Origin of the sequence: Acidovorax sp. Leaf160, from assembly GCF_001424265.1 — a bacterium.
Taxonomy (GTDB): Bacteria; Pseudomonadota; Gammaproteobacteria; order Burkholderiales; family Burkholderiaceae_C; genus Paracidovorax.
In genome coordinates this window covers 273,241-288,401 of sequence record NZ_LMOV01000001.1, presented here as the reverse complement: position 1 = coordinate 288,401, position 15,161 = coordinate 273,241, and the positions used below count along the sequence as shown (strand labels likewise).

General features: G+C 69.1%; 14 protein-coding genes and 1 tRNA gene. 8 read left to right on the top strand and 7 right to left on the bottom strand.

Annotated features, from left to right (window positions below):
• Window positions 1-52 precede the first annotated feature (52 nt).
• Window positions 53-286 carry a helix-turn-helix domain-containing protein gene (locus tag ASF94_RS01205; protein WP_056660307.1) on the bottom strand — a complete coding sequence of 78 codons (234 nt, stop codon included), beginning with the start codon at window positions 284-286 and terminating at the stop codon, window positions 53-55.
• A complete protein-coding gene (dusB, locus tag ASF94_RS01200; protein ID WP_056660779.1) occupies window positions 267-1,319 on the bottom strand; it encodes a tRNA dihydrouridine synthase DusB in 1,053 nt (350 codons plus the stop codon). The genes ASF94_RS01205 and dusB overlap by 20 nt, the downstream gene beginning before the upstream one ends.
• Before the next feature lie 188 nt (window positions 1,320-1,507).
• Here dusB and ASF94_RS01195 point away from each other — a divergent pair, with 188 nt between their 5' ends.
• Entirely contained in the window at window positions 1,508-1,990 is a 483-nt protein-coding gene (locus tag ASF94_RS01195; protein ID WP_056660304.1) for a YqaA family protein, read from the top strand.
• 93 nt (window positions 1,991-2,083) lie between these two features.
• Here ASF94_RS01195 and ASF94_RS01190 read toward each other — a convergent pair whose 3' ends face one another.
• The 5 genes from ASF94_RS01190 to ASF94_RS01170 all read right to left on the bottom strand — a co-directional run bounded on the left by ASF94_RS01190 (window position 2,084) and on the right by ASF94_RS01170 (window position 8,001).
• Entirely contained in the window at window positions 2,084-3,442 is a 1,359-nt protein-coding gene (locus ASF94_RS01190) for a carbohydrate porin (protein ID WP_082492883.1), read from the bottom strand.
• Between the two features lie 320 nt (window positions 3,443-3,762).
• Window positions 3,763-4,647 carry an EamA family transporter RarD gene (gene rarD / locus ASF94_RS01185; protein WP_056660300.1) on the bottom strand — a complete coding sequence of 295 codons (885 nt, stop codon included), beginning with the start codon at window positions 4,645-4,647 and terminating at the stop codon, window positions 3,763-3,765.
• A gap of 63 nt (window positions 4,648-4,710) precedes the next feature.
• A complete protein-coding gene (locus ASF94_RS01180) occupies window positions 4,711-5,859 on the bottom strand; it encodes an HPP family protein (RefSeq protein ID WP_056660298.1) in 1,149 nt (382 codons plus the stop codon).
• 50 nt (window positions 5,860-5,909) lie between these two features.
• A complete protein-coding gene (gene ychF, locus ASF94_RS01175) occupies window positions 5,910-7,004 on the bottom strand; it encodes a redox-regulated ATPase YchF (protein ID WP_056660295.1) in 1,095 nt (364 codons plus the stop codon).
• A gap of 115 nt (window positions 7,005-7,119) precedes the next feature.
• Window positions 7,120-8,001 carry an MOSC domain-containing protein gene (locus ASF94_RS01170; protein ID WP_056660773.1) on the bottom strand — a complete coding sequence of 294 codons (882 nt, stop codon included), beginning with the start codon at window positions 7,999-8,001 and terminating at the stop codon, window positions 7,120-7,122.
• A 130-nt stretch (window positions 8,002-8,131) separates the two neighbouring features.
• Between ASF94_RS01170 and ASF94_RS01165 the strand changes: the two genes are divergently transcribed.
• The 7 genes from ASF94_RS01165 (at window position 8,132) to miaB (ending at window position 15,132) form a co-directional block, all read left to right on the top strand.
• Window positions 8,132-9,286 (top strand): FAD-dependent monooxygenase, encoded by a 1,155-nt coding sequence (locus tag ASF94_RS01165; RefSeq protein ID WP_056660292.1) that lies wholly within the window; start codon window positions 8,132-8,134, stop codon window positions 9,284-9,286.
• Between the two features lie 64 nt (window positions 9,287-9,350).
• On the top strand, window positions 9,351-10,103 hold the full coding sequence (locus ASF94_RS01160; protein ID WP_056660770.1) for a DsbC family protein: 753 nt from the start codon (window positions 9,351-9,353) through the stop codon (window positions 10,101-10,103).
• 271 nt (window positions 10,104-10,374) lie between these two features.
• Entirely contained in the window at window positions 10,375-12,150 is a 1,776-nt protein-coding gene (locus tag ASF94_RS01155; RefSeq protein WP_056660289.1) for a M61 family metallopeptidase, read from the top strand.
• A gap of 73 nt (window positions 12,151-12,223) precedes the next feature.
• On the top strand, window positions 12,224-13,003 hold the full coding sequence (locus ASF94_RS01150; protein WP_056660286.1) for an enoyl-CoA hydratase: 780 nt from the start codon (window positions 12,224-12,226) through the stop codon (window positions 13,001-13,003).
• A 25-nt stretch (window positions 13,004-13,028) separates the two neighbouring features.
• A tRNA-Met gene (locus tag ASF94_RS01145) sits at window positions 13,029-13,105 on the top strand.
• A gap of 119 nt (window positions 13,106-13,224) precedes the next feature.
• Window positions 13,225-13,665 carry a hypothetical protein gene (locus ASF94_RS01140; RefSeq protein WP_056660767.1) on the top strand — a complete coding sequence of 147 codons (441 nt, stop codon included), beginning with the start codon at window positions 13,225-13,227 and terminating at the stop codon, window positions 13,663-13,665.
• 123 nt (window positions 13,666-13,788) lie between these two features.
• On the top strand, window positions 13,789-15,132 hold the full coding sequence (miaB, locus tag ASF94_RS01135) for a tRNA (N6-isopentenyl adenosine(37)-C2)-methylthiotransferase MiaB (protein WP_056660283.1): 1,344 nt from the start codon (window positions 13,789-13,791) through the stop codon (window positions 15,130-15,132).
• Window positions 15,133-15,161 lie beyond the last annotated feature (29 nt).

Below are 15,161 nucleotides of genomic sequence, written 5' to 3'. Positions count from 1 at the left end.
TGCATGGGCGCTGGTAGCTACTATTTTTATAGCAATCGAGCAGAGGGATGCGTCAGAGCAGCTTGTGCTCCACCAGCTTCTTGCGCAGCGTGTTGCGGTTCAGCCCCAGCCATTCGGCCGCGCGGGACTGGTTGTTCTCGGCGTGGGTCATCACCACTTCCAGCAGCGGCTTCTCGACCAGCCGCACCAGCATGTCGTACATGCCGTCCGGCGCCTCGCCCCCCAGGTCGCGAAAGTACCCCTGCAGGTTCTCGCGCACGCATTCCTCAATGTGTTTGTTGCTCATGCATTCGCTCTCTCGGGTCCGCGTCGGCGTCGCTGGCTGGGGGGAGCCGGTCCATCGATGCGCCCAGGGCATCGAAATAGTCGGCCACCGCCTGCCACTGGGCCGCGCAGTCCTCGATCGTGTTGATGTGTTGTCTGAAGGCCTCGCCGCCGGGCAGCGCCCGCACGTACCAGGCGATGTGCTTGCGCGCGCTGCGCACGCCGGTGGGCTCGCCGTAGAGGCCGTAGTGGTCGTGCAGGTGGTCCAGCAGCAGGCGCCGCACCTCGGCCACCAGGGGTGGCGCCAGGTGCTCGCCGGTGGCCAGGTAGTGGCCGATCTCGCGGAAGATCCACGGCCGGCCCTGGGCGGCGCGGCCGATCATCACCGCATCGGCACCGGTTGCGGCCAGCACCGCCTTCGCCTTCTCGGGCGAGGTGATGTCGCCATTGGCCACCACCGGCACGCCCACCGCAGCCTTGACGGCGGCGATGGTGTCGTACTCGGCCTGGCCTTTGTAGCCCTGCTCGCGCGTGCGGCCATGCACGGTCAGCATCTGGATGCCCACGCCCTCGAACGCGCGCGCGAGCTGCACCGCATTCTTGTGCTGCTGGCACCAGCCGGTGCGCATCTTCAGGGTGACCGGCACGTTGCGCGGTGCGCAGGCCTCGACCACCGCCTGCGCGATCTCGACGGCCAGCGCCTCGTTCTGCATCAGCGCCGAACCGGCCCACTTGTTGCACACCTTCTTGGCCGGGCAGCCCATGTTGATGTCGATGATCTCGGCGCCGCGATCCACGTTGTAGAGCGCGGCCTCGGCCATCATGGCGGCGTCGGTGCCGGCGATCTGCACGGCGATGGGACCCGGCTCGCCCTCGTGGTTGGCCCGGCGCGAGGTCTTGAGGCTGTTCCACAGATCCTTGCGCGAGGTCACCATCTCGCTGACCGCATAGCCCGCCCCCAGCGCCTTGCACAGCTGGCGGAAAGGCCGGTCCGTCACACCCGCCATGGGCGCGACGAACAGACGATTCGCCAAAGGAATATGGCCGATGTGCATGGGGTCGGGGGGAAGGGGGAGGCAGCGCGTGCTGAAAAAGGAGGCAGGATTGTAGCCGCCCGCCATGTCGGCCGCCGGATGGCAGCCAGCCCCGCGCCATCGCAGCCGGCCGGAGGTCGGCGCACCACCGCACGGGGCGCCGGGCTACACGGCCGGGCCACCGGGCCGCCCTACACTCCCGCCCAGCTATGGAACTCTGGATGAATCACCTCATGGACGTGCTGGCCCTGCCCCAGTTCGGCCTCAGCACGGTTTTCGTGGTGTCCTTCATCTCGGCGACGCTGCTGCCGCTGGGCTCGGAGCCGGCGGTGTTCGGCCTCATCAAGCTCAACCCCGAGTTGTTCTGGCCCGCCGTGCTGGTCGCCACCGCCGGCAACACGCTGGGCGGCGGGGTGAGCTGGTGGATGGGCCTGGGCGCGCACAAGGCGGTGGACAAGGCCCGGGGCTTCCACAAGGAACCGCGCGCGCTCAAGTGGCTGGAACGCTTCGGCCCCAAGGCCTGCCTGCTGAGCTGGCTGCCGGTGGTGGGCGACCCGCTCTGCGCGGTGGCCGGCTGGCTCAAGCTGCCGTTCTGGCCCTGCATGGCCTACATGGCGGTGGGGAAGTTCGCCCGCTACCTGGTGATGACGGCCGGCCTGCTCTATTTCTGGCCGGGCGCCGTGCCGCACTGAGCGCCGCGCGGATTGCTATTGAAAAAATAGCGTCCCGCGCTGACTCCGTCGGCGCCGCAGGTCATTTTTGGCAGGAATGGGACAGGTCCGAGCTCAGAACTCGGTGTGCAGCCGCACCGACCCCACCTTCACCGGCCCGCGGTCCGCGTTGTAGGCCGGGTTACGGATGTACTGCCAGTCCAGCGTGACCCAGGCGGCCTTGGCCAATTGCACGTTGTAGAAGGCCTCGTAGATGGTCTCGGGCCGGTAGTTCAGGCGCCCGTCGCCGATGAAGAAGCCTGTGCCGCCGGCCGAAAGATATCGGCGGTGCACGCCGGAAAGGCTGTTGCGGGCGAAGGCCGCGCCCAGCGTGTCGCCGCCGCGGCCCCAGGCCGTGCCCTTGAGCAGCACCCCGCCCGAGAGCGACCGCTCGATCTCGGTGAAGGCGTAGGTTTCGGTCTTGCCGTCGGCCCGGCTGGCGCGCAGGAAGACGCCCACATCGTCCGTCGCCGCCTGCTCGATGTTGACGCCGAAGCCGCTCTTGCCCTGCACGCCGGTACGCACGGCGTTGATGTCCGGCACGGCGCTGGTGCGTGCGGCCAGGTCCAGCGCATCCTGAAAGCGCGACATGCGTGCCCGGTTGTGGAACGCCAGCAGCCGCACCGTGCCCGGCTGGCCGGCCAGCGTGTGCGCGTGCTCCAGCTCGATCTGGTCGCCGTAGTGGCGGAAGATGTCGTGGCCCAGCTGCTGCTGGTTGGGCTCCCGTGGCTGGATGAAGCGGCCGGCGCGCAGGGCCCAGTCGTCGTGGTGCCACTCCAGCGCGGCGCCCCAGGTATATCCGCGCGCATCGGCCGCGAAGTCGTAGGCGCCGTGCGTCATCACCGACCAGTTAAGGAACTGCGTGCGCGGGTCGTGGCTGTAGGCGTTCGCATCGAAGATGTCGGTGACCGACAGGTTGCCGGCCGTGAGCACCAGCCGGCGCTTGTCCTGCATGCCGGCCAGCTGGTTGGGGCCCGATTCCACGGCCTCCTGCTCGCCGCCCATTCCCCAGGTCTGGCGCAGGAAGAGCCGGGCCCGGTAGGCCTTCAGCTGCGCCCCGGACGTGCGTGCCATCTCGCCGTTCGTTAGGCCCCCCAGCCCGGTCAGGCCGGACAGCGGCACGCCTTGCGCGGCTTCGGGGTTGAAGTAGAGCTCGCCGCCCGTCCAGGGGCGCCAGCCGAGAAAGGCGGTCGCCGTGAACGAGTAGCTGCGCTCCTTGTCCGGCGACAGGCTGTTGGGCCCGGAATACGCCGCCCGGAAGGGGCGCTTGCCCTGCCAGACATAGGTGGACTGGAAGCGGGCGTTCCAGTCTTCCGCCTGCACGCTTTCGGCCGCCTGGGCCTGCGCCCAGGTGGGAGCGAACGCCATGGCGGCCAGCGCCGCCGCCCCCTGCCCCAGCGCCCAGCGGCGCGCCAACCAACCATTCCAACGCATGTGATCTCCTGGCGGGCGCGCACACCGCACGCCCTGCCTCTGCCGCCGCCGGGTGCCCTCAGCCCCCATGAAACACGGCGAATCGCCCTGTGCCCCGACGTGCGCGGCACACTCTCCCGCGGGCCGGGGGCTGACGCCCGCTGTCCCGCACCCTGTGCTGCCCCATCCGCCCGGTGGATCGGGTGCAGGCTGCACCGCATTCTGGCCCGGCTTTATGACAAACCGTGTGCAACGCCTGCGGCGCATGCATTGCTATCGAATATATAGCACAATACCCTTATAAATCAAGCGCTAGAGCCACTTTTGGCTCCAATATTTCTTCAGGAGCGGGCCCAGGACGTGGGCCGGCGCTGCCAGGCGCCTTCCACGGTGTAGAGCGCCAGTGCCACCCAGATCACCGCAAAGCCCGCCAGCCGCGCGGGCTGCACGGTTTCGCCAAACAGCCAGATGCCCAGCGCGAACTGCAGCGTGGGCGAGATGTACTGCAGCACCCCCATGGTCGCCAGCGGAATGCGCCGGGCACCCGCGGCGAAGAGCAGCAGCGGTACGGCGGTGATGGGCCCGGCCACCAGCAGCCAGGCCTGGGTGGCGGCGTCGGCCTCGGGCCAGGCCGCCCGGCCGGTCAGCGTGAGCCACGCCAGCAGGCCGGCGGCCAGTGGCGCAAGCAAGGCGGTTTCCAGCGCCAGCCCCTCGATGGCGCCCAGCACCGCCGTCTTGCGCAGCAGTCCATAGAAGCCGAAGGTGAGCGCCAGCACCAGGGCGATCCACGGCAGCCGCCCGGTCTGCACGGTGAGCCACAGCACGCCGGCCGCAGCCACGGCCAGCGCCATCCACTGCCCGCGACGGGGCCGCTCGCCCAGGAACACCAGGCCCAGGGCCACATTCACCAGCGGCAGGATGAAGTACCCCAGGCTGGCGTCCACGACGTGCTGGTTGTGCACCGCCCAGACATAGATCACCCAGTTGGCCGACAGCAGCAAGGCGGAGAGCAGAAAGGCCGCCACCACCCGCGGCTGCCGGCGCAGCGCCAGCACCCAGGCCAGTTGCCGCCGCGCCGCCAGCACCACGGCCAGCAGCACCATCGACCAGAGCGTGCGGTGCAGCACCACCTCGAGCGCCGGCACCGAGGCCACCTGATGAAAGTACAGGGGGAAGATGCCCCACGCCACATAGGCGAGCGTGGCGTAGAGGATGCCGATCTGCATGAGAGGGGGAAAGAGAAAAGCGGGTGGGGAGAGGGACGTGCCGCGGGACGCGGCCCGGCGATGCTAGCGCACGGCCCGGTGCAGCGCGCGCACCAGGTCCGACTGGGTGATGATGCCGACCAGCCGGCGCTCGGCATCGATCACCGGGATGTGGTGGTGGCCGTCGTCGGTGAAGAGCGGCACCAGGTCGAGCGCCGGCCGGTGTTCGCTCACCACCCGAACCTGCCGGGTCATGATCTGGCCCACCACTTCGGGCTTGGTGGAATGCACCGCGCCCACCCGGCGCACCAGCGCGCGCAACTGCTCGCCGATGCCCTGGTGCACGTCCAGATCGATCTGCCGCATGAAGTCGGCCGTGGTGACGATGCCCACGATGCGGCGCGCCCGGTCCACCACCGGCAGCGCCTTGATGCGGCGGCGGCGCATGAGCGCCCAGGCTTCCTGCAGATCGGTGCCGAATGCCACGGTGACGGGCTCGCGCGACATGATGTCGGCGCAGCGCAGCTGGCCGAAAGTGCGGCGGTAGGCCTCGGCCTCGGCGTGGTGCAGCAGCGCTTCCAGGTCGTCCCGGCTCACGTCCAGCACCTGGTTGTAGTGGGCCAGCGCGGCGTCCAGGTCCTCCGGCGTGAAGCGCCCGGCGCCCCGCTCCGCGCGCCCGGCGGGAGCAGGCCGGGCCTGCGCCCCATGCGGATAGCGCTTGCCCGTGGCCGCATGCCACGCCATGCCCGCCGCCACCAGCAGCAGGGAATTGGTCAACACCGGAAACAGCGCGAACTGCGGCTTCGCGCCATGCGCCATCACCACGAACAGCGCGGCCGCGCCCCCGGGCGGATGCAGGCAGCGCAACGGCACCATGAGGGCCATGGCCAGCGCCACGGCCAGGGCACCCGCCACGTCCGGATCGGGCACCAGCGCGGCGCAGGCCACGCCGACCAGGGTGGACAGCGTGTTGCCTCCCACCACCGACCAGGGTTGCGCCAGCGGACTGGCCGGCACCCCGAACACCAGCACCGCGCTGGCACCCATCGGCGCGACCAGCCAGGGCGAGACGCTCCAGTGCCCGCCCAGCCAGCGGCTGAGCAGCCCGGCCAGCAGCAGGCCGAGCAAAGCCCCCACCACCATCCGCAGCCGCTCGCGGCCATCCACATGCATGGGGGCGGGCCAGAGGGCGGCGGCTGCGAGGCGCAGGCGCGTGGTCAGGCGGCTGGGCATGGGGCGAAGGCGGTGTGCGCCGGCATGCGGCGCCGGTGCAACGGCGGGGCTTAGACGTTGAACAGGAAGTTCATCACATCGCCGTCCTTGACGATGTATTCCTTGCCTTCCGCGCGCATCTTGCCCGCGTCCTTGGCGCCCTGCTCGCCCTTGAGGGCGATGAAGTCGTCGAAGGCGATGGTCTGCGCACGGATGAAGCCGCGCTCGAAGTCGCCGTGGATGACGCCGGCGGCCTGGGGCGCGGTGGCGCCCACGGGCACGGTCCAGGCGCGCACTTCCTTCACGCCGGCGGTGAAGTAGGTCTGCAGGCCCAGCAGCTTGAAGCCGGCGCGGATCAGGCGGTTCAGGCCGGGCTCGTCCTGGCCCATCTCGGCCAGGAACAGGTCGCGGTCTTCGTCGCTCATCTCGCTCATCTCGGACTCGATCTTGGCGCAGATGGCCACGACCGGGGCGTTCTGGGCCGCGGCGTATTCCTTCAGGCGGTCGAGCAGCGGGTTGTTCTCGAAGCCGTCCTCGGCCACGTTGCCGACGAACATCGCGGGCTTGGCGGTGATCAGGCAGAACTGCTTGAGCAGCGGCGCGTCTTCCTTGCTGACGGGGATGGTGCGCGCCGGCTTGCCTTCGTCCAGCGCGGCCTGGATGGGCGTGAGCAGGGAGACGATCTTGGCGGCTTCCTTGTCGTTGCCCGACTTGGCGGCCTTGCTGTAGCGGTTCAGGGCCTTTTCGACCGTGGCCAGGTCGGCCAGGCAGAGTTCGGTCTGGATGACCTCGATGTCGGCGATCGGGTCGACGCGGCCGGCCACGTGGATCACGTTCGCGTCCTCGAAGCAGCGGACCACGTTGACGATGGCATCGGTTTCGCGGATGTGGGCGAGGAACTGGTTGCCCAGGCCTTCACCCTTGGAGGCACCGGCCACCAGGCCGGCGATGTCCACGAATTCGACGATGGCCGGGACGATGCGCTCGGGCGTGATGATGCCGGCGAGCTGCTGCAGGCGCGGGTCGGGCACTTCCACCACGCCCGTGTTGGGCTCGATGGTGCAGAAGGGGTAGTTCTCGGCGGCGATGCCGGCCTTGGTGAGGGCGTTGAAGAGAGTGGACTTGCCGACGTTGGGCAGGCCCACGATGCCGCATTTCAGGCTCATGGCAGGGCTTTCAGGGTTCGGGGAGACAAACCGGCGATTTTACGGCGCCGGCCCGAACGATGCCGAAACAGGGGGCGGAGGGCCGCCGTGGGAACGGCAGGCACCAGCCCGGCCGTCAGTCGAAGCGCAGGTCGGCCGCGATGGGCTGGCCCACGCGCAGCACCCGCCCCGTGCCCTGGCGCACGATGGCGTTCATGCCGAAGGTGATGGCGCCGTCCAGCCGCCGGTCCTGCCGGTAGCGGCGCAGCGCGTCGCCCACCGCCGGGGTGCTTTCGGCGGTGGTGGGGTCGATGTCGGGAATCGGGCAGCGGGCGCAGGGCTTGACCAGCTGCAGGTGGACTTCGTTCGCCGCCCCACCCTCGTCCCCGCCGACGTAGAGGGTGTCGATGCGGTCTTCATCGTGGTCGTCCACACCGTCGATGACGATGTTCGGCCGGAACCGCTCCACCCCCACCGGGCCGCAGCCCTGGGCCTGCAGCCGCTGGTTCAAGCCGTGGATGGAGGCCTGGCTGGTCACGAGCAGCGGAAAGCCGTCGGAGAACTGGTTGAGGGCGTCGATGCCCGCCGTCCACTGCCGGCTGGAGAGGCGCCGGTGCGTGGGCTCGAAGCCGACCAGGCGGCAGGGCTGGCCGAGGAAGTCGCTGAACCACTGCGCGGCGGCGGCGCCCATGTCCCGCGCCGGCATCGCCTCGCCCCAGACCGATACGGTGGCGGTGCCGGCTGCCGGCCGCAGCGGCACGGACAGGGTCGGCAGGCCCGGCGCCTCCAGCGTGAGCGCGTCCGGCCCGATGCGCGGCCGCACCAGGGCCATGCGGGCGTGCTCTCGCTGCGTGAGGAACACGCCCTCGGCGTCCACCACCATGAAGGCCCGGTCCCATTGCAGGCCGGTCTCGGTCAGCAAGGCTTCGCGCACCTCCACGGCCGCGCACGACTTGATGGGGTGGACGAAAAGGCGCGCGATGGTGCCGGAAAGATCATGGTCGGAGCGGAAAGTCACGCGGGCGTCCTGGCAGCGAAGGCAGAAAGCGCCGAACCGCAAGGCAAGCGGCTCGGCGTCGAAACCCGGCATTCTGCCCGCGCCGCACGGTCATCGGGCGCCGTGCATGGGGCCTCCTACAATCCCTGCCATGGCGCAAACTTTCGATGTCTGTATTCGCGGAGCCGGCGTGGTCGGCCGCACCCTCGCGCTGCTGCTGGCCCGCGAGCGCCTGCGGGTGGCCCTGGTGGCCGCGCCGCCGGCCCCGCCGGCCGAGGCCGGCGCCCCCCCTGGCGAAGACGTCCGCGCCTACGCGCTCAATGCCGCGTCCCGCAGCCTGCTCGAATCGGTGCGCAGCTGGCCCGACGCCGCCCACGCCACGGCTGTGCGGCACATGGAAGTGCACGGCGACCAGAGCGGCCGGGTCACGTTCGACGCCGGCCCGCAGGACGGCGACGCCCTGGCCTGGATCGTGGACGTGCCGGCGCTCGAATCGCGGCTGGCCGAGGCGGTGCGTTTCCAGCCCCAGGTGGAGATGGTGCCGGCCCCGGTGCCCGCCGCGCTCACCGTCATTTGCGAAGGGCGTGCCAGCCGCACCCGCGAGGAACTGGGCGTGGAATTCGACGTGACGCCCTATGCGCAGCACGCCATCGCCACCCGGCTGCACTGCGAAAGGCCGCATGGCGAGGTGGCGCGGCAGTGGTTCCTGCCGGACGGCATCCTGGCATTCCTGCCCCTGGATGGGGCCCAAGGGAACTCCGTCGCCGTGGTGTGGTCAGTCTCGCAGGACCAGGTGGCCGAACGCATGGCGCTGGATGCACCAGCCTTCGCCCAGCGCCTGCAGGACGCCAGCCAGAACGCCCTGGGTGCGTTGCAACTGACCAGTGCGCGAGCCACCTGGCCGCTGCAACAGGCCCGGGCCCGCCGCTGGTGCGGCGCCCTGCCCGTGCAGCCTGCCAAGGGCGCCCAGCGCACCTGGGCACTGGCGGGCGATGCGGCGCACACGGTGCATCCGCTGGCCGGCCAGGGGTTGAACCTGGGCCTGGCCGATGCCGAGGCACTGGCGCGCACGCTGCGCACGCGGGACTACTGGCGCGGGGTGGGTGACCTGCGCCTGCTGCGCCAGTACGAGCGCGAGCGCAAGGCGGCACTGGTGCCGGTCGGCCTGGCCATGGACGGTCTGCAGCAGCTGTTTGCCCGCAGCGAAGGCGCGGTGCAAAACCTGCGCAACTGGGGCATGCAGGGTTTCCAGTTCAGCGGACCGCTGAAGGACTGGGTGGCCCGGCGGGCCATGGGCACGCCCTGACGGCGCTGGCCGGGGCCGCCACGGCGACGATGTGGAAGATGAAGACGGTAACGATGCGATGGGCATGAATCGAAAGAACAAGGACACGACTTTGCAAGCCTCCAAATTCCTCCCCGCGCTGTTGGCAGTGGCCGCGCTGACCTGCAGCTTCGGCGCGAGCGCCCAGGATGCGGCCATCCGCAAGTCGCTGGAACAGCGCATCCCGCAGCTCGGCAAGGTCGACGAGGTCAAGGCCACGCCGATGAAGGGCCTGTACGAAGTGCGGGTGGGCACCGACCTCTTCTACACCGATGCCCAGGGCAACTACCTGATCCAGGGCGAGCTGATCGACACCAAGGCGCGCCGCAACCTGACGGAAGACCGCATCAACAAGCTGACGGCGATGGACTTCTCGGCGCTGCCGATCCAGGACGCCTTCACCATCGTGCGAGGCAACGGCAAGCGCAAGATCGCGGTCTTCGAAGACCCCAACTGCGGCTACTGCAAGCGCTTCGAGAAAGACCTGCAGAACGTCGACAACGTGACGGTGTACCTGTTCCTCTACCCGATCCTGAGTCCGGATTCGGCGGAGAAGTCGCGCAACATCTGGTGCGCCAAGGACCGGGTGGCCGCCTGGCAGGACCTGATGGTGCGCGACAAGACGCCCGAGGCCGCCAGCTGCGACACGGGCGCCCTGCAGCGCAACCTGGCCTTCGGCAAGAAGCACAAGATCACCGGCACGCCGACCGTGCTGTTCACCGACGGCACCCGCGTGCCGGGTGCCATCGGCGCAACGGACATCGAAAAGCGCTTCACAGAGATTGCAGCCGGTGGCTGAACCCCGGCCGCAGCAGGGCCCGGCCCAGGCCCAGGCCCACTGCCGCCTTGCCGGCCCGTGCCAATGAGTTGATCCCCGTCCGTGCGGCCCGAGCCGGGGCTGTCCCGAGCCTGCCCTGGGTTCAGATCAGGCCCAGTGGCCGAAACGCTCCCAAGGCCAGCCCCGGGGCGAACGGGTCCACCCCTCGCATGTGCCCCACGGACGGCTGTTTTTCCCCTCCACCCGCAGCGCATCGCCCACGCCACCGGTGACCCGAACCTCGCCCCAATCCATGCCCGCTCCACGCCCCCAGCCCTCCACCGCCCCCGTGCATTACCGGGTCGAGCCCGCCGATCTGCACGCGCACCTCTTCGCCGTCACGCTCACGGTGCACCGCCCCGCCACGCGCCAGGAACTCTCCCTGCCCGTCTGGATTCCCGGCAGCTACCTGGTGCGCGAGTTCTCCAAGAACCTGCAGTCGCTGCGGGCCACGCAGGGCGGCAGGCCCGTGGCACTGGCACAGCTCGACAAGCATCGCTGGCAGGCGCAGTGCAAGAAGGGCCAGCCGCTGGTGCTGACCTACGAGGTGGCCGCTTACGACACGTCGGTACGCACGGCCTGGCTGGATGCGTCGCGGGGCTTCTTCAACGGCACCAGCCTGTGCCTGCGGGTGCACGGCCAGGAAGATGGCCCCCATGCCCTGGAACTCGTTCGCACGCCCGCGACGAGCGGCTGGTCGGCAGCCACTGGCCTCACGCCCGCCAAAGCCACCCGCACCGGCTTCGGCACCTACCTGGCGGCCGACTACGACGAACTGGTGGACTGCCCGGTCGAGATGGGCACGTTCTGGAGCGCCCGGTTCACCGCTGCGGGCGTGCCGCACCGGGTGGTGGTGTCCGGCGCCGCGCCGTCCTTCGACGGCGAGCGGCTGGTGGCGGACATGCGGCGCATCTGCGAACACCAGATCCGCTTCTGGCACGGCAGCGGCAAGGCGCCGCATGCCAGCTACGTCTTCATGCTCAATGTGGTGGACGACGGCTACGGCGGCCTGGAGCACCGCAACTCGACCGCGCTGATCTGCGGCCGCCGAGACCTGCCCCGTGTGGGCGAGGCCCGCGCGCCGGAGGGCTACACCACGCTGCTGGGGCTGGTGAGCCACGAATACTTCCACACCTGGAACGTCAAGCGGCTGCGCCCATCCGAGTTCGCCCGCTACGACTATGCCCAGGAGAACTACACCCAGCTGCTGTGGTTCTTCGAGGGGTTCACCAGCTACTACGACGACCTGCTGCTGCGCCGTTGCGGCCTGCTGGACAACACGGCCTATCTGCGCCTGCTAACCAAGGCCATCCACCAGGTGCTGCAGGCGCCGGGCCGGCACGTGCAGTCGGTGGCGCAGGCCAGCTTCGACGCGTGGGTCAAGTACTACCGCCAGGACGAGAACACCGCCAACGCCACGGTCAACTACTACACCAAGGGGTCCCTGGTGGCGCTGTGCCTCGATCTGGCCCTGCGGCGGGAAGGCCGCACCTCGCTGGACGAGGTGATGCGCGGCCTCTGGCAGCGTTGCGCAGGCGGCCCCATGACCGAGGCCGACCTGCTGCAGACGCTGAAATCGCTCTCGGGCCGGGACTGGTCGCGCGAGATCGCCCAGTGGGTGCATGGCACGGACGACCTGCCCCTGGCGGAACTGCTGCTCGCCCACGGCGTGACCCTGCAGGAAGAGGCGCCGCAGTGGGCCCAGCGGCTGGGCCTGCGGGTGAGCGAACCCCAGGGGCTGCAGGTCAAGGTCGTGCTGCGCGGCGGGCTGGCCGAGCAGGCCGGCTTCATGGCCGGCGACGAGTGGCTGGCGGTGGAAACCGAGGGCGGCACCTGGCGCATGACGAAGATGGACGACCTGCCGCTCTACGCGGGGCCGGCCGCCGAGGTGACGGCGTGGATCTCGCGCGACCGGCGGGTGTTCCGCCTGCCGCTGCGCCTGCAGCCCGCCCCAGGCCGCCTGGGCGACACCGTGCGCCTCACCGTGTCGGACCCGGCGCAGGCCGAGCGCTGGCTGGCGACCCGCTGACGGAACCGCTTGAGCAGGCGAAGGGGCCTTCGGTATAGTCTGCCGCACCATCACAACGAAAGACGGAGACATCTTGGCCTACGAAGTCATCGAGGTCCGCACCGAGGCGGACAAGGTCGGCATCATCACGCTGAACCGGCCCAAGCAACTCAACGCGCTGAATGACCAGCTGATGGACGAGCTGGGCGAGGCGCTGCGGGCCTTCGACGCGGACGCAGCCATCGGCTGCATCATCATCACCGGCAGCGAAAAGGCGTTTGCCGCCGGCGCGGACATCGGCGCGATGGCCAAGTACAGCTTCGCCGACGCCTACAAGGGCAACTACATCACGCGCAACTGGGAGCACATCCGTTCGGTGCGCAAGCCCGTGATCGCGGCCGTCAGCGGCTTCGCGCTGGGCGGTGGCTGCGAGCTGGCCATGATGTGCGACTTCATCATCGCGGCAGACAACGCCAAGTTCGGCCAGCCCGAGATCAAGCTGGGCGTCATTCCTGGTGCCGGCGGCACGCAGCGGCTGCCCCGCGCGGTGGGCAAGTCCAAGGCCATGGACATGGCCCTCACCGGCCGCATGATGGATGCCGTGGAGGCCGAGCGCTCCGGCCTCGTGAGCCGCGTGGTGCCGCTCGACAAGCTCCAGGAGGAGGCCCTGGGTGCGGCCATCATCATCGCGGGCTTCTCGCAGATCGCCGTGATGGCCGCGAAGGAATCGGTCAACCGCGCCTTCGAAGGCGGGCTCTCCGATGGCGTCATGTTCGAGCGGCGCCTGTTCCAGGCGCTCTTTGCCACCCAGGACCAGAAGGAAGGCATGGACGCTTTCGTGAACAAACGGCCCGCGAACTTTACGCACCTCTAAAAACTGCCCTATAATTCGGGGCTTCGGTGGTATAGCTCAGTTGGTTAGAGCGCAGCATTCATAATGCTGATGTCGGTGGTTCAAGTCCACCTACCACCACCAAACAGGAAACCCACAGTGCGCGCACTGTGGGTTTTTTCTTTGGGCGGGCCGATCTGCCCCGCGGCCGGCGCCCTGCCGGTCTTTCTAGAATCGACGCCTTCAGCCCCTGGATGTACACCATGAACCGCTGTCTGCCCTTGCATTCCCCCACCGCCCGAGCGTTGCTTGCCGGTGCCGCTTGCGCGCTCGCCGTCCTGTCGGCGCCCGCCACGGCCCTCGCGCAGGACGTGCCGCCCGGCCTGGGCATCGTGCGCAACTTCCCCGATGCGGCACTGCGCGGCACCCTGGTGATCAACAGCACGGTGGAAGCGCAGATCAATGGCCAGACCATCCGCATGGCGCCTGGCATGCGCCTTTTCAGCCCGCAAAACAGCCTGGTCTTCCTGCACACGGTCATCGGCCAGCGGTTTCGCGTGAACTACGTGCTGGAAGCCAGCACCGGCATGCTGCTGAGCGCCTGGATCTTGAGCGAGGGCGAAGCCAGGCAGCCACGCAAAGGCGGCGACGCGGTCGAGCGCAACTTCCGCGCCGAATCCGACAACGCGCCCGCCCGGCGCTAGCCCTGCACGCCCGTGCCCGCGCCGGCGCCGGAAGCCGCCACGCACGCGCTGACGAGGCGCCCCCCACCGATGCGCTGCGCCGACGCGCCGCAGCGCCTGCCCCGTAATTTCCGGAGTTTCGCCATGCCCAAAAAAGTCTTCATCAAAACCTTCGGCTGCCAGATGAACGAGTACGACTCGGACAAGATGGCCGACGTGCTGCATGCCGCGCAGGGCTACGAGCCCACCGGCAACATGGACGAAGCCGACCTGATCCTCTTCAACACCTGCTCGGTCCGCGAGAAGGCGCAGGAAAAGGTGTTCAGCGACCTGGGCCGCATCAAGCACCTGAAGAGCCGGGGCGTGAAGATCGGGGTGGGCGGCTGCGTGGCGAGCCAGGAGGGGCAGGAGATCATCAAGCGGGCACCTTATGTGGACGTGGTCTTCGGCCCGCAGACCCTGCACCGCCTGCCGGATCTGCTGGCCGAGCGCGAGCGCCTGCAGCGCCCCCAGGTGGACATCAGCTTTCCCGAGATCGAAAAGTTCGACCACCTGCCGCCCGCGCGGGTCGAGGGCGCCAGCGCCTTCGTGTCGATCATGGAAGGCTGCAGCAAGTACTGCAGCTACTGCGTGGTGCCCTACACCCGCGGCGAGGAAGTGAGCCGGCCGTTCGACGACGTGCTGGTGGAAGTGGCGGGCCTGGCCGACCAGAGCGTGAAGGAAGTCACGCTGCTGGGCCAGAACGTGAACGCCTACCTGGGCAAAATGGGCGGCACCGCCGAGGTGGCCGACTTCGCCCTGCTGCTGGAGTACGTGGCCGACATCCCCGGCATCGAGCGCATCCGCTACACGACCAGCCACCCGAACGAATTCACGCCCCGCCTGATCGATGCCTATGCCCGCATCCCGAAGCTGGTGAGCCACCTGCACCTGCCGGTGCAGCACGGCTCCGACCGCATCCTGATGGCGATGAAGCGCGGCTACACGGCCATGGAGTACAAGAGCACCATCCGCAAGCTGCGTGCGATCCGGCCCGACCTGGCGATGAGCAGCGACTTCATCGTCGGCTTTCCCGGGGAGACGGAAGACGACTTCCGCAAGATGATGAAGCTGATCGACGACGTGCATTTCGACAACAGCTTCAGTTTCATCTTCAGCCCGCGCCCGGGCACACCGGCTGCGGGCCTGCACGACGACACGCCGCACGAGGTCAAGCTGCGTCGCCTGCAGGAGCTGCAGGCGGTGATCAACGGCAACATCAAGTCCATCAGCGAAAGCCGGGTGGGCACGGTGCAGCGCATTCTGGTGGAGGGCGCCTCCAAGCGCGACAGCTCCGAGCTGATGGGCCGCACCGAGTGCAACCGCGTGGTGAACTTCGTCGGCCAGCCGCGGCTGGTGGGCCAGATGGTCGATGTCACCATCACCGAAGCCAAGGCCTACACCCTGCGCGGCGAGGTGGTCACGGCCGAGGCACCGCTGGCGGCGTGACAACGCGCCCTGCCGGCTGAGACCCACTT